This is a genomic window from Rhizobium sp. BK399 (assembly GCF_014194695.1).
GTDB lineage: Bacteria > Pseudomonadota > Alphaproteobacteria > Rhizobiales > Rhizobiaceae > Rhizobium.
Map to the genome: position 1 here is coordinate 170,165 of NZ_JACIAH010000006.1, position 13,905 is coordinate 184,069.

The window sequence follows — 13,905 nt, forward strand, 5'->3', positions numbered from 1 at the left end:
GCTCAGTGGCTATCCCTTCACTCTCACCATATCCGGATCGTACAAGGGTTTCAGCGAAACTTGGCAGGGCACCCGCTCGCGCGCAACGTCGAGCTCGTAGCTGCCGGACAGCACGAAGTCTTCGCTCACGCCTTCGGGATTGCGGACATAGCCGTACCCGATCGGCTTGCCAATTGTGTAGCCGAAGCCGCCGCTCGAGAGCCAGCCGACGCGCTTGCCGTCACGGTAGATCGTCTCGCGGCCGAGCAGCACGATATCGGGATCATCAGGCACGAAGCAGGCGAGCATCTTCTTGACGCCTGACGCGAGCTGCCGTTCGATCGCCTCGCGGCCCCGAAACGGCGTGTTCTTCCTCGTCTTCAGGGCCCAGCCAAGCCCGGCTTCGATGGGCGTATGATCCGGGCCGATATCCGAACCCCAGGCGCGATAACCCTTTTCGAGGCGGCAGCTTTCGATGGCGCGATAGCCGGCATTGGTCAGCTGCAGCGGAGCGCCCGCCGCCATCAGCGCGTCATAAACCGTTGTTGCGTATTCGACCGGCACGTGCAGCTCGTAGCCGAGCTCGCCAACATAGGTGATGCGCAGCGCCCGAACCGGGCAGCCGGCAATGCCGATTGTCTTGACGCGCCCGAAGGGGAATGCGGCATTGGAAACATCGCTGTTTGTCACCTTTTCGAGTACGGCACGGGCATTCGGCCCCATCAGCGAAAGGACGGAATAGGCGGAGGTGACATCGACGAGTTCCGCGTGCATCCCATCCGGAATATTGCGTGCGATCCAGTCGAAGTCATGCGTCGCGAAGCCGGTGCCGGTGACGATGTAATATTCGTCGTCGGCTACGCGAGCACAGGTGAGATCGCATTCGATGCCGCCCTTGTCGTTCAGCATCTGCGTGTAGACAAGCGAGCCAACCGGCTTTGCCACGTCGTTGGCGGCGATCCACGACAGTGCCGCCTCGGCATCGCGCCCCTTCAAGACAAACTTGGCGAAAGACGTCTGATCGAAGATCACGGCCGCCTCGCGCACCGCCTTGTGTTCCCGCCCGACGGCCTCGAACCAGTCCTGACGGCCGTACGTGTAGATGTCCTTCGGTTCCTCGTTGGCGAAGAGGTCGGCAAACCAGTTCGGCCGCTCCCATCCGAGCTTTTCACCGAAGCAGGCCCCCTGCGCTTTCAGCCGGTCGTAGAGCGGCGATTTGCGGCATGGCCGGCCGCTCGAATACTCCTCGAAGGGGAAGGCCAGCGTGTAGTGCTTGCCATAGGCCTCCAGCGTGCGCGTGCGCACCCAGTCGGTGTCGAAATGCGGGCGGCCGAAGCGGCGGATATCGACCGGCCAGAGGTCGTAGGGCGGCTCGCCTTTGGCAACCCATTCGGCCAGCGCCATGCCGGCGCCACCGCCGGACGCGATGCCGAAGGCGTTGAAGCCGGCGCCGACGAAGAAGTTTTTCAGCTCCGGTGCCTCGCCGAGAATGAAATTGCCGTCGGGCGTAAAGCTCTCCGGCCCGTTCAGCAGCTGTTTAACGCCGACGGTTTCGAGAGCCGGAACCCGGCCAAGCGCCTGCTCCATGACCTGCTCGAAATGATCGAAATTGCTGTCGAGCAGTGTGTAGTGGAAGCCTTCGGGAATACCGTCCTTGGCCCAGGGGATCGGGTTCGGCTCGTAGCCGCCCATGACGATGCCACCGACCTCCTCCTTGTAGTAGGTCAGCCGGTCGGGGTCGCGCAACGTCGGCAGGTTCGACGGCACGCCGAAGGATTCGGTGATGATGTACTGGTGCTCGACGGATACGAGCGGCACATTGACGCCGAAGCGCGCCGCAAAGGCGCGCGTCCACTGGCCGGCGCAGACGACGACGCGTTCGCACTCAATGCGGCCATGCTCGGTGATGACGGCGCGAATCCTGCCCTTGTCGATCTCGAGGTCGAGAACCTCGGTATCCTCGAAAATCGAGACACCGGACATGCGTGCGCCCTTGGCAAGCGCCTGCGTGATGTCAGATGGATTGGCCTGGCCATCGGTCGGAAGATATGCGGCGCCGACGAGATCGTCTATTGTCATCAGCGGCCAGAGATCGAAGGCCTCCTGCGGCGTCAGCAGTTGCATCTCGAGCCCGAAGGATTGCGCGGTCGTCGCCTGGCGCTTGACCTCGGTCCAGCGCTCCTCGTTGCAGGCTAGGCGCAAGCCTCCATTCATCTTCCAGCCGGTGCCGAGCCCGGTCTCGGCTTCAAGCTTCTTGTAGAGATCGACGGAATAGCCGAGCAGCTGGGTGATGTTGGCGCTGGTGCGCAACTGGCCAACGAGGCCGGCCGCATGGAAGGTCGTGCCCGAAGTCAGCTTCTTGCGCTCCAGAAGCACCGTGTCCGTCCAGCCGAGCTTGCCGAGATGGTAGGCCGTCGAGCAGCCGATGATCCCGCCGCCGATAACAACGGCCTTGGCGGTCTTTGGCAATTCCTTCGTCATATTACCGATCCTGTTCAAAAGCGTCATAGGCGCGCTCGAAGCGCGCTAAATTCTCGGCCGTGTAGGCGGCGTAGTCGAAGTCGATGGTGGAGTGGATTTCGGACACCATGCTCCACAGCGTCTCGCGCAGCAGCGAGGCGCACTTCATGGCTTGATAGCGCCGCCAGAGGTCCGCGCTTAGCGGCATCCGATAGTAGGACTCGAGCATCGATCGCTCGGTCGCCTCGGAGAACTCGCTGTTGGAGGCAAGACCGCCAAGGTCGAAAAGCGGCGTGTTGAACCCCGCATAGTCCCAGTCGATCAGCCACAGGCGCTTGCCATCATCGAGAAAGTTGGCGGCCAGCATGTCGTTGTGGCCGAAGGCGATCTCGAACGGGCCACCCGCCGCCTCCAGCCTTTCGGCTTTGGCGAGCAGATCCGGGAAAAGCCGGCGATAGGGGCTGTCGGCTGCTTCCAGATTCGCGATGTAGTCGCGAATGACATGGAACACCCAGAAGATCGCCGCCGCGCCGCGAAATTCGCGGGCGATGTCATGGTGGCAGGCCCGCACCAGGGGGATCACACGCTCCAAAGTCTCGGGGCGCCGAAGATCCTCCGGCGTGAGCGCCTTCGACTCGATGTAGTCGAGGACGAGCACGCCCGGCGCATGATAAATGACTTCAGGCGACAGGCCCGCCGCATGTGCGGCCTGGCTGGCGGCAAGCTCGTTCTGCCGGCTGATATGGTGAACCGGAATGTCTTCGCCCAATCGGACGACGCGGCGAACCGTGCGATCCCGCACCAGATAATTCCGGTTTGTGATGCCACCGGTGATTGGGACAATTTCGATCGGACCCTGCCAAATGCCAAGCGCATGAATCCGATCTTCAGGCGTCACGCTTTTCCCCTTCGCGGCCTATCCTATTGAAATCATGGCCAGAGAGGGATCAGCTGTCAAGCGCGGCTAGATCGTGGCGCCTGATGCATCAAAGACATGACACCGGGCCGGATCGAAGGACGCTTTCACGTTCGTTCCGCGTTCGACCTTTTGCTGGCCGTCGAGTGCGATCGTCAGCTGCTGTCCGTCCGGAGTCTTCGCGTAGAGCATGGTTGCGCCGCCGAGGTTTTCAACGAGATCGACATTGACAGTCGTAAGCGTGATCCCGCCGGTTTCGAGCACCGAAAGATGTTCCGGTCTGATGCCGAAGGTAACGGCTTGCCCGGCCTCCGTATTGAGCCGGCGCGGCAGGCGAACGGCGTTGCCGCAGACGTTGATGGTCGTGTCTGCTTCGCCCACCTGCTCGATGCGGGCCTGCAGGAAGTTCATTTTCGGGCTGCCAATGAAGCCCGCGACGAAGCGGTTCGCCGGGTTGTTGTAGAGATCGAGCGGCGCGCCGACCTGCTCGATACGGCCGGAGTTCAGCACGACGATCTTGTCGGCCATGGTCATGGCCTCCACTTGGTCGTGGGTAACGTAGATCATCGTATTGCCGAGGCTGCGATGCAGTCGGGAAATCTCGACGCGCATCTGCACCCGCAGTTCCGCGTCGAGGTTGGAGAGCGGTTCGTCGAACAGGAAGATGCGCGGTTCGCGCACGATCGCACGGCCGATCGCGACGCGCTGACGCTGGCCGCCGGAGAGTGCCTTCGGCTTGCGCTCAAGCAGCTTTTCGATCTGCAGGATTTCGGCGGCGCGCTTCACCTTCGGCTGAATCTCTGCCTTCTTGTAGCCGGCCGTCTCAAGCCCGAAGGCCAGGTTCTTGTAGACGGACATATGCGGGTAGAGCGCATAGGACTGGAACACCATCGCGATGCCGCGCTTGGCCGGCGCCACCTCGTTCATCCGCTCGTTGTCGAGCAGAAGCGCGCCGCCGGTGATCTCTTCGAGACCCGCGATCATGCGCAAGAGCGTGGACTTGCCGCAGCCTGACGGGCCGACGAAGACCGCGAACTCGCCGGGATCAATCTTCAGGTCGATGCCGTGGATAACATCAAGCGCGCCGTAGCGCTTTTCGACCTTCTGGAGAACGACGCTTGTTGCCATGATCTCAGGATCCTCCCTGGTCCGTTACTTCGTGCGAGCACGCCAGTCGGCGTACTTCGGGCTGTCCGATCCGATCGGCAGGATGACTTCGCTGCCGGTATCGGACGATTGGTAGATGGCGGTCACGAGTTCCAGCGCGCGGCGCGCGTCCTTTGTCGTCACCGGCAGCGGACCATTGCCGCTGAGATAGGCGTGGAAATGCTCCATCTGCGTGGTGAAGCGAGGCGCGACCGGTTGCCAATGACCGATGATGGCGTCGATGCGCGCCTGCACATCGTCATTCGCGGCGATGATCTTCCATGGATCCTTACCCGGTGAGTAAGGCTCATGGTTGCTTTCGAAGGTGACGTTTTCGAAGTGCAGCCGCAACCGGCTGATCTCCTCCTGGGAGCCCAGCGTGCAGGAGAGAGACACGAAGGCGCCGCTCTGCATCAATAGGCTTGCCGAGGCGCAATCCTCGACCTCGATGTCGTTGACGCGAGTTGCGACCCTACCGAACACCTTCGATACCGGACCCATCAGATGCAACAGCATATCGTGTAGGTGCAGCGCATGGGTGACCAACACGCCCCCAAGCTCCGTCGCCCACTTGCCGCGCCAAGGCACGGAGTAATACTCGGGCGTGCGGCGCCAGAAAGTTTCCACCGAGCCCATATAGGGCCTGCCCGCGATACCCGCCTCGATGATCCGTTTCGCCTTTTCGATGCCGTCGCCGTAGCGATACTGGAAAATCGGCATCAGCGTCCCTTTGGCCGCCTTCTCCGCTTCGATGATCATATCGACGCCGGAAAGCGAGCCGGTCAACGGCTTCTCGCAGATGACGTGCTTGCCCGCTGCCAGCGCCGCCACCACCTGCTCCAGGTGGATGCCGGGCGGCGTGCAGATGTCGACGATATCGACGCTCTCATCGGCCAGCACGTCGGCAAACGAGGTCGTGCACTTGGCGATGTCGAACTCGTCGCCGATCTCGCGCAGCCGCTCTTCGTTCAGGTCGCAGATCGCCACCACCTTGAACTTCTCGGGATGCGGCAAGTAGCCTTCGACGATGTGGGAACGGCCGATGCCGCAGCCAACGATCGCAACTCTCTTGATAGTCATTGACCTATATCCGTAACTGCATCAGCGCTTCATGCCTGTCGTGGCGATGCCTTCGATCAGCAATCGCTGGAAAAACAGGAAGAAGAAGAACACCGGCACCAGCGTCAGCGTGGACATGGCGAACAGGCCGCCCCAGTCCGATGCGCTGGTCGAGTCGACGAAGGTGCGCAGGCCGAGCTGGATCGTGTAGGTGTTCATGTCGTTGAGGTAGATCAGCGGCCCGAAGAAGTCGTCCCAGGTCCAGATGAAGGAAAAGATCGCTGCGGTCGCTAGCACCGGCAGTGATAGCGGCAGCATGATCTTCCAGTAGATGCGCCAGGCACTGCACCCGTCCATCATCGCCGCTTCGTCGAGTTCGCGCGGGATGCCGCGGAAGAACTGCACCATCAGGAAGATGAAGAAGGCATCGCTTGCCAGAAACTTCGGCACGACCAGCGGCAGGATGGTGTTCACCCAACCGAGGTTGAGGAACAGCACATACTGCGGAATGAGCGTCACGTGGTACGGGATCATCAGTGTGCCGAGCATGATCGCGAACCAGAAGTTCCGGCCGGCGAAACGCAGCCGGGCAAAGGCGTAGGCTGCCAGCGAACAGGCAACAACATTGCCGATGACGGTCAGAACCGAAATGACCAGCGAGTTCCAGAAGAACCGGCCGAAGCTGATGTCGAGGCCGACCCAGCCGCGAAGATAGGATGAGAAGTCGATCGACGACGGAATGAGCGAGGTCGACGAGAAGATCTCGTTTTCCGGCCGAACCGACGCGGAGACCATCCACAGCAGCGGATAGAGCATCAGCAGCGAGCCGAGGATCAGCAGCGTATGGACCGTGATCGATGCCGGGAGGCTGCGCTTGGTGATATCGGAAGGTGGTGCCGCAACGGCCGATGTAATCCCGTTAGTCATCGTAGTGCACCCAATAACGCGAGGTCAGGAAGGAGAAGGCAGTGAAGACCGCGATGATCAGCACGAGGACCCAGGCGAGCGCCGAGGCGTAGCCCATGCGGAAATTTCCGAAAGCCTCCTGATAGAGATAGAGCGTGTAGAACAGCGTCGAGTTGATCGGCCCGCCTGTGCCGCCCGAGATGATGAAGGCCGGTGTGAAGGCCTTGAAGGCATCGATCGTCTGAACGACGGCGTTGAAGAAGATGACCGGCGTCAAGAGCGGCAGAGTGATCTTGTAGAACTGCCGGAACTTGGATGCGCCGTCGAGGCTGGCGGCCTCATACATATCGGTCGGAATTTGCCGCAGGCCGGCAAGGAAGATGATCATTGGCGAGCCGAACTGCCAAACGCTGAGCGCCACCAGCGTATAGATCGAATAGCTGGGATGTGAGATCCAACTCGGACCTTCGATCCCGAAATTGGCAAGCGCCGCGTTGACCAGGCCGTCGCGGGCGAAGAGCTGCCGCCAGAGGACGGCGATCGCCACGCTGCCGCCGAGCAGCGACGGCAGATAGAAGATGGCGCGGTAGACGGGCAGACCGCGCACACCCTTGTTAAGCGCCATCGCGACCAAGAGTGCGAAAGCGAGCTTGAACGGAACCGAGAGCACAACATAGGTCAGGGTCACCGACATTGCCGACGCGAACTTCGGGTCGGCCGTCGCGATACGCACGTAGTTGGCAGCACCCACCCAGCCCGGCGACTGCAACATGTCGAAGTCGGTGAAGGACAAGTAGAGCGAAATCAGAGCAGGTCCGAGGGTCAGCCCGAAAAAGCCCAGAAGCCAGGGCAATAGGAACAGGTAACCCGGCGCATTGGCATTCCACAGCCGCCGAAAACGGCTGTCTGCCACTGCTCCCTGGTAATGTTCCACTGCTACGGCTCCGCTAGCCGTCGTGCGCATCGCATTGGTCATAGGTTTCAACCTCGCGCGAGAATACGCGTGATCTCATCCACGAGCTGCTTGCCGCCATCGGCTGGCGCCACCTGGCCAAAAGCAACCTGCTCGGAAATGTTGCGCAAGGTCAGTTCGCCTTCGCCCGCGCCCGAGGGCGGCGGCGGCGGCAACTTGCCGGCAAGTTCTCCAAGTCCGGCGACATACTCCAGCGGAATTTTGCCCACTGCATCGAGCTTGCCAGCGACCACGTCACGCATGGCAGCGGACTCTGGAATGCCGCGCTCGACACCGAGCAAGACCGCAGCATCCGGATTCTGCACGAAGAAGTTGACATAATCGACCGCCTGCTCAAGCACCTTCGATTGCGACGACACCGAGAAGAACATCGATGGCTTGCGATAGTGCCCACCCTTGGAGTCCTTGGCGACCCGCATGTAGTTGGTAAGTGCGAGCTTGTCCTTGTTCATCTGCTGATAGGCAACGAACTGGTTCGAATGCGCGTAGCCGGCAGCCGACTTGCCGAGCGAGACAGTATTGGTCTCGATGTCGTTCTTGTCCAACGCCTGAATGTCGGCGGGGACGCAGGCGCCGCTTTCGCGGAACTTGTTCCACATATCGAACCATTCGGAGGCTTCCTCGACGCCGAAGGCAATCTTGCCGTCCGCCGTGTAGAGGGCCTTGCCGCGCTGGCGAAGGTAGTTTTCGAACAGGGGCTCGGCACCGCTGCCGTCGGCCATGCCGAACATGCCCTTCCGCTTGCCCGCCTTGGTCAGCTCGGCGGCCATCTTGCCGAACTCTTCCCACGTGGTTGCCTGGGTCGGCAGGTCTATACCTGCTTCCTGGAAGGCAGTGGTGTTGAGCACCGTTGCGGCCGAGTTGGCACCGAGGCTGACGCCATAGAGGTGTCCATTCACACTGCCGCCTTCGACCTGTGCCTTGTCGAAATCGCCCAGATTGAGCTTGGCCGGCATATAGGACTCAAGCGGTGCAAGCGCGCCGCGCCCGGCATACTCGACGATGTACCGATAATCCATCTGGATCACGTCGGGCGCGTTCTTGCCGGCAACCTGTGTTGCCAGGCGCGGCCAGTAGTCGCCCCAGCCGAGAAATTCGCCGGTGATCGAAACGCCGGGATTTTTCGACTTGTAGAGATCCGAGACCTTATTGGTGCGGTCTGCGCGCGGTTGCGAGCCCCACCAGATAAGGCGAAGTCGGGCATCCTCTGCGAATGCAGGGGCACCGAGCGCCGAAAGCGACAGGAGCGAAGCTCCCCCCGCCATGAAGCCACGTCTATTTATGCTGAACGTCATCTGTTCTCCTCCTCCCTTGGGGAACGCCTCCACACGTTCCTTGCTGGTTTCTCTTGCAACAAATAACTAATTGGTTACAAGCTATGGACAAGCGTTGAGGCTGTCAAGCGCTGATGTTGATGGTGCCGCTGACGCTTCTCGTTTTTACAATCTGTTCTCAACGTACTATGAGCGCAATGGGGAAATTGGAAAGGTGAGCCGATGGAAGGCGCCGGCAGAAATGGGCAAAAGAAGAGAGTAAGGCGTCAATCGCCCGAACGTGTCCTGCAGCGCGATCCGGAACGGACCCGCGCGGCAATCCTTGAGGCTGCGACCAAGGAATTTGCTGAGAACGGCATCGGCGGGGCGCGCGTCGACGCCATCGCCGAGCGTGCTGGCACAAACAAGCGCATGCTTTACCACTACTTCGGCGACAAGGAACAGCTCTATCTCAGGGTGCTGGAGGAGGCCTATGTCGGGATCCGCACCGCCGAACGCGAGCTCCATATCGGCGACCGCACGCCTGAGGAGGGCATTGGTGAGTTGGCGCTGTTCACCTGGCGCTATTTCCTGAAGCACCCGGAATTTCTCAGTCTGCTCGGAACCGAGAACCTTCATCGCGCCCGCTGGCTACGCCAATCGGTTCGGCTCAAGGAATTGCATTCGCATTTGATCGGAGAACTCGCCGACGTGCTGGAGCGCGGCAAGAAGGCTGGTGTCTTCATCGCCAATGCCGACCCGCTGAATGTTTACCTGACGATTGCCTCGCTCGGATATTTCTATCTGTCCAACCAGTACACGCTTTCGACGATTTTCGGCCGTGACCTGGCGGAGCCGGGCAATCTCAACGCCTGGGAGAGGCACATCGTCCACGTGACCCTCGCATCGATTTCCGCCTGATCCGTGAAATTCGCCATCGGCTATTGACAGGAAACCATCTCTGCCATCAGGTAACTGTTTAGTTACAGCTTTGCCATGAGCCGCGAATAGGGGGCGCAGCTTTCCTTGGTCAGGCATCAGGACGCTGTTCGTTTCATACGCATGAGGAGGATCATTCGATGGAGAAACGTCGCTTTGCTTTGATTGGAACGGGAAACCGCGGCACCACCATGTGGGGCAAGGAATTGCTTGCCGGCTGGCGCGAGCATGTGGATCTCGTCGCGATCGTCGACACCAACTCGCTGCGTGCCGAGCGAGCCCGCACGATGATCGGCAGCAATGCGCCGATCTACGAAAACATCGACGCCATGCTCGCTGAGCAGCAGGTCGATCTCGTCATCGTCTGCACGCCGGATTATACGCATGACGACATCGTCGTTCGTGCTTTGGAAGCCGGCATCGACGTCATTACGGAAAAGCCGATGACGACGGCTGTCGACAAGATCCGCCGTATCCTCGATGCGGAAAAACGAACCGGCAAGCGCGTGGACGTGTCGTTCAACTACCGCTACGCGCCGACGGCGGCCAAGATCAAGGAGCTGCTGAATGGCGGCGAGATCGGCCGCGTCACCTCGGTCGACTTCCACTGGTACCTCGATACGAAGCACGGGGCCGACTATTTCCGTCGCTGGCACGCCTATGCAGAAAACTCCGGCAGCCTTTTCGTGCACAAGGCGACGCATCACTTCGATCTCTTGAACTGGTATCTGGATAGCGACCCCGATGCCGTCACTTCCTTCGCCGACCTGCAGAACTACGGCCGCAAGGGGCCGTTCCGCGGCCCGCGCTGCAAGCTCTGTCCGCATACTGGCGAGTGTGACTATTATCTCGACCTCGAAGCCGATCCATTCCTCGATTCACTGTACGAAGACCCGTCGAAAATCGATGGCTACTTCCGCGACGGCTGCGTTTATCGCGAGGATATCGATATCCCCGACACGATGGTCGTCAGCATCCGCTACAAGAACAACGTCCATGTTTCCTATTCGCTGAATACCTTCCAGCCGATCGAAGGCCACCACATCGCCTTCAACGGCACGCATGGGCGCATTGAGCTCAGGCAATACGAAAAGCAGCCCTGGGAAACGCCTGACGAGGACACTATCCTGCTCGTCCGCAATTTCCCGAAAGACAAGCCGGCCGTCGAACGCATCGTCGTGCCGCATTCGGCGGGCGGCCACTACGGCGGCGACAACCGCATGCGCAACATGATCTTCAAGCAGGGGATGGAAGACAAGCTTGGCCAACGAGCCGGCACGCGTGCTGGCGCCATGTCGGTACTGTGTGGCATTGCGGCGCTCACCAGTTCGCGCACCGGCAAGGTCGTGAAGATCTCCGATTTGATGCCGGAGATCGTCGCCGCTGCACCGGCGAATTTGAAAGCCGGCTAAGCAATAAGTGCCAGGTCGCGGCGCAGGATCTGATATCGGAGCGGTTCGCCCTTGGTGAACCGCTCTATTTCATCGATTGCCATGTCCCCGAGGCGCCCGCGCTCGAGCCCCACTGCGCCGGCGATGTGCGGCGTCAGGAAGACATTCGGCAGATCGTAGAAAGCCGACCCCCTCTCGGGTATTTCAGGATCCGTGACGTCGATGATGGCGTCGATTTTCCCATTGGCGAGCGTCTTGAGCAGCGCAGCTTCGTCGATCAGGGCGCCGCGCGCCGTGTTGATCAGCGTTGCGCCGTCCTTCATCAGCGACAGCTCCTCTGCTCCGATCATATGACGCGTCGAGGCAAGAGATGGCGCATGCAGGGAGACGATATCGGATCGTGTCATCAACGTCGGCAGGTCGACCTTCTCGGTTCCGAGGCTTTTCGCCTCGACTACATCGACGGTGGGGTCGAAGAGAAGCACGTTGTATTCGAATGGTCGCAACAGCTCGATGACCCGTCGGCCGATGCGCGATGCGCCGACGATGCCGACCGTGCGGCGATAATTGCCGATCGCCAGCCGCTGCATCGCGTGCGTCCGGTGTCGGTCGCGATCCGCGACGTAAAGGTCGCGAAAGCGGAACACCTGCTTGCCGGCGAAGATGATTGTCGCAAGCGTAAACTCCGCAACCGGCACCGAGTTCGCTTCGGCGGCGTGCGTGACGGCAATGCCGGCATCGAAGATCTGCTCGTCGACGATTCCCTTCACGGTTCCGGCCGCATGGGCGATGAGCCGCAGCCGTGGTGCGGCCGCAAGCACCTCGCGACCGATATAGGGCGCCCCCCAACCGGTGATGAGGATGTCGGTCTCGGCGAGAACGCGGCGAGCACGATCGTCGCTAAAGCTCTGAAGCGGTGTAGGGTCGAGAAGATGGCCGATCTCCGCCAACCGGCGCAGCGCCTCGGCGTTCAGGACGTGCTCTGTTCGGGATGGCTGCATGGCAAGCGCGATGGACGGGTGCTTCATGGCATCTGCCCCGGTGCCTTGATGGCGCTGACCTCGATGCCGGCGCTCGCCACAAGGGCTTCAAGCTCCGCAATGTCAGGAGCCTTTGGTCGAGCAGCCCACGCGGCGGCTACCGTGCTTGTGTCGTTGGCGGCAAGGACCGCGGTCATCAGGATCGTCTGGCCTGCTGGAATTTCACCACGCAGCTGCGGCACCAGCGTCTTCGCAACGATCATGTTGGTGTTCGGCGGCGCCTTTTGTGTGACGCCGGTGCGCGGTGCCTGAGAGCCGAGATCGACAATTCCGCTGAAGTCAGCTTCCCCGACGGCGTAGGCGCTCGAACCGTCCGCGACAAGCGTATCGAGCTCGAAATCCCGGCGTGCGATCGCAAAGCCGCCTTCCGCGGTCTGCAGAGGCCGGGGTGTGTTGATCCGGTGGACGCGGATGTGCCATGGCGCTGCCGGCACCAGCCAAGTCTCGACGTCTACATCCTGGAATGGCGACCACTTGGAATAAAGAACATCACCAGCAAGCTTGGCCTCCCGGTTGGTCTCGCGAACACGGTAATGCAGGCCATCATCGCTGAAGGCGAGGGCTGAATCGAAGGCGGCGCCGGCGAAGTTGCGCTCGTCGGATTCGACGCTGAATCCGTAGCGGCTGGAATAGGCGAACTTCGCGTATTTCTCCGTGCCGAACCGCATCTGCAGGTTCTCCTGGCCGGAGGAAAGCGCGACGACGTCGCCGCCATTGCGCATCAGCACCATGCCGGGATGGCGCTGCGGCAGGACGCTCGCCGTTTCGACAGGCGGCTTTTCCGGCGCAGTCCAAAAGGGATGATCCTCGGCCAAAGCCAGCGGCAGGAACGCCTTGAATGCCCAATAGGGCGAACCGGCTGAATTGTAGTTCTCGGACATCAGCAGGTTGGGATAGCCGAAGCCGATCGACAGGATGCCGTCGCGGTTGGTCATCGGCTTGTCCTTCCACCAGCGCAGATGCTGCAGGCAGCGGCTCTTGATTTCGCCCCAAGGCAAGGCCTCAAGATCGGCGAAGGCAAGAGCTGACCAGAAACCGGCGCAGGCGAAGCGGTAGGTCAGGCTGCGGCCGAACGGAATCGTCGCACCATCCGAGCCGAACCAGTGTTTGAAGTCATTGGCGAAGAGGACAGCACGTTCGCGGTAACGCTCTGCGTAGTCGTCGTCGACGAGCTTGGAGTAGATCAGGCCGTAGAAATGCATGGCGAATGGAATGTAGTGGTCGATACGGCGAACATTGCCGTCACGGTACCAGCCGTCACCGATGTAGAAGCCCTCTAGCTCCTCGAGATATTGCTTGGTCAGGCTGCGGTCGAAATTGGCGCCGACGCGGTCGAGCGCGATGTCGACGAAGATGCGGAAGAATTTCCAGTTGTTGTCGGCATAGTCGAACTGCCGGGCATGCTTGAGATAGGCGACGACATTGTCGCGCGCCCGGCCGCTCAGCGGCTCCCAGACCTTCTCCGGCACCAGTGCCAGCGCGAAGCCGAGCGCCGCAAGCTCTACCATGCGCTGATCGCGACCGTTGACGGTCCCCCAATATTCAGGGTGTCTCGGGTCTGTGCCATTGGCGATGCCCTCGGCAAAGCGGTGCCATTCCTCGAAGTCGCCGCCACCCGCGCCAAACGGCGCCAATCCCCAGAGCGGCCGCGCAAAGCCTTCGAGATCCGCTGCCGCGCGATCGAAATGCGCAGCCGCGCCATCAAGCCGGACGCGGGCATTGCCTGCCGAAAAAAAGGGAAGCAGCGGATCGAAGAGGTCACGCAGCGCGCGCGACATGTCCTCGCGTGTCTTCAGCGGATTGTTGGCAAGCGGATTTGCACTGGCGGGGTCATAGGTCATCG

The 13,905-nt window shown here is 61.0% G+C and carries 11 protein-coding genes; 2 read left to right on the forward strand and 9 right to left on the reverse strand.

The window, feature by feature from the left end:
- Positions 1-9: 9 nt before the first annotated feature.
- The 7 genes from FHT97_RS15095 to FHT97_RS15125 form a co-directional block, all read right to left on the reverse strand.
- Positions 10-2,460, reverse strand: coding sequence for an FAD-dependent oxidoreductase (locus tag FHT97_RS15095; protein WP_183863282.1), 2,451 nt, complete (start codon positions 2,458-2,460; stop codon positions 10-12).
- Position 2,461: 1 nt separating this feature from the next.
- Positions 2,462-3,337 carry a choline/ethanolamine kinase family protein gene (locus tag FHT97_RS15100; protein ID WP_183863284.1) on the reverse strand — a complete coding sequence of 292 codons (876 nt, stop codon included), beginning with the start codon at positions 3,335-3,337 and terminating at the stop codon, positions 2,462-2,464.
- A gap of 66 nt (positions 3,338-3,403) precedes the next feature.
- Positions 3,404-4,483: a sn-glycerol-3-phosphate ABC transporter ATP-binding protein UgpC gene (gene ugpC, locus FHT97_RS15105; RefSeq protein ID WP_113365370.1), complete on the reverse strand. Its 1,080-nt coding sequence runs from the start codon at positions 4,481-4,483 to the stop codon at positions 3,404-3,406.
- Positions 4,484-4,507: 24 nt separating this feature from the next.
- Positions 4,508-5,581 (reverse strand): Gfo/Idh/MocA family oxidoreductase, encoded by a 1,074-nt coding sequence (locus tag FHT97_RS15110; protein WP_183863286.1) that lies wholly within the window; start codon positions 5,579-5,581, stop codon positions 4,508-4,510.
- A gap of 21 nt (positions 5,582-5,602) precedes the next feature.
- The gene (locus tag FHT97_RS15115; RefSeq protein ID WP_183863288.1) at positions 5,603-6,487 is read right to left on the reverse strand and encodes a carbohydrate ABC transporter permease; all 885 of its coding nucleotides are present in this window, start codon (positions 6,485-6,487) and stop codon (positions 5,603-5,605) included.
- Complete coding sequence (locus FHT97_RS15120) at positions 6,480-7,442, reverse strand: sugar ABC transporter permease (RefSeq protein ID WP_183753727.1); 963 nt, start codon at positions 7,440-7,442, stop codon at positions 6,480-6,482. Before FHT97_RS15120 ends, FHT97_RS15115 begins: the two co-directional genes overlap by 8 nt.
- A gap of 5 nt (positions 7,443-7,447) precedes the next feature.
- Positions 7,448-8,734 carry an ABC transporter substrate-binding protein gene (locus FHT97_RS15125; RefSeq protein WP_183753725.1) on the reverse strand — a complete coding sequence of 429 codons (1,287 nt, stop codon included), beginning with the start codon at positions 8,732-8,734 and terminating at the stop codon, positions 7,448-7,450.
- A gap of 201 nt (positions 8,735-8,935) precedes the next feature.
- Here FHT97_RS15125 and FHT97_RS15130 point away from each other — a divergent pair, with 201 nt between their 5' ends.
- Together FHT97_RS15130 and FHT97_RS15135 are read left to right on the forward strand one after the other, a co-directional pair.
- Entirely contained in the window at positions 8,936-9,613 is a 678-nt protein-coding gene (locus FHT97_RS15130; RefSeq protein WP_183863290.1) for a TetR/AcrR family transcriptional regulator, read from the forward strand.
- A gap of 158 nt (positions 9,614-9,771) precedes the next feature.
- A complete protein-coding gene (locus FHT97_RS15135; protein ID WP_183863292.1) occupies positions 9,772-11,043 on the forward strand; it encodes a Gfo/Idh/MocA family oxidoreductase in 1,272 nt (423 codons plus the stop codon).
- Here the strand turns inward: FHT97_RS15135 and FHT97_RS15140 are convergent.
- Positions 11,040-12,050, reverse strand: a complete 1,011-nt coding sequence (locus FHT97_RS15140) for a hydroxyacid dehydrogenase (protein WP_183863294.1) — start codon at positions 12,048-12,050, stop codon at positions 11,040-11,042. The genes FHT97_RS15135 and FHT97_RS15140 overlap by 4 nt on opposite strands.
- Positions 12,047-13,903: a DUF2264 domain-containing protein gene (locus FHT97_RS15145; RefSeq protein ID WP_183863296.1), complete on the reverse strand. Its 1,857-nt coding sequence runs from the start codon at positions 13,901-13,903 to the stop codon at positions 12,047-12,049. Before FHT97_RS15145 ends, FHT97_RS15140 begins: the two co-directional genes overlap by 4 nt.
- Between the last annotated feature and the right edge of the window lie 2 nt (positions 13,904-13,905).

Bases quoted from the DNA above. Each gene is read 5' to 3' on its own strand.
- FHT97_RS15140 (WP_183863294.1), bottom strand. From the start codon at position 12,050: ATGAAGCACCCGTCCATCGCGCTTGCCATGCAGCCATCCCGAACAGAG.
- FHT97_RS15110 (WP_183863286.1), bottom strand. From the start codon at position 5,581: ATGACTATCAAGAGAGTTGCGATCGTTGGCTGCGGCATCGGCCGTTCC.
- FHT97_RS15120 (WP_183753727.1), bottom strand. From the start codon at position 7,442: ATGACCAATGCGATGCGCACGACGGCTAGCGGAGCCGTAGCAGTGGAA.
- FHT97_RS15145 (WP_183863296.1), bottom strand. From the start codon at position 13,903: ATGACCTATGACCCCGCCAGTGCAAATCCGCTTGCCAACAATCCGCTG.
- FHT97_RS15130 (WP_183863290.1), top strand. From the start codon at position 8,936: ATGGAAGGCGCCGGCAGAAATGGGCAAAAGAAGAGAGTAAGGCGTCAA.
- FHT97_RS15115 (WP_183863288.1), bottom strand. From the start codon at position 6,487: ATGACTAACGGGATTACATCGGCCGTTGCGGCACCACCTTCCGATATC.
- ugpC (WP_113365370.1), bottom strand. From the start codon at position 4,483: ATGGCAACAAGCGTCGTTCTCCAGAAGGTCGAAAAGCGCTACGGCGCG.
- FHT97_RS15095 (WP_183863282.1), bottom strand. From the start codon at position 2,460: ATGACGAAGGAATTGCCAAAGACCGCCAAGGCCGTTGTTATCGGCGGC.
- FHT97_RS15125 (WP_183753725.1), bottom strand. From the start codon at position 8,734: ATGACGTTCAGCATAAATAGACGTGGCTTCATGGCGGGGGGAGCTTCG.
- FHT97_RS15135 (WP_183863292.1), top strand. From the start codon at position 9,772: ATGGAGAAACGTCGCTTTGCTTTGATTGGAACGGGAAACCGCGGCACC.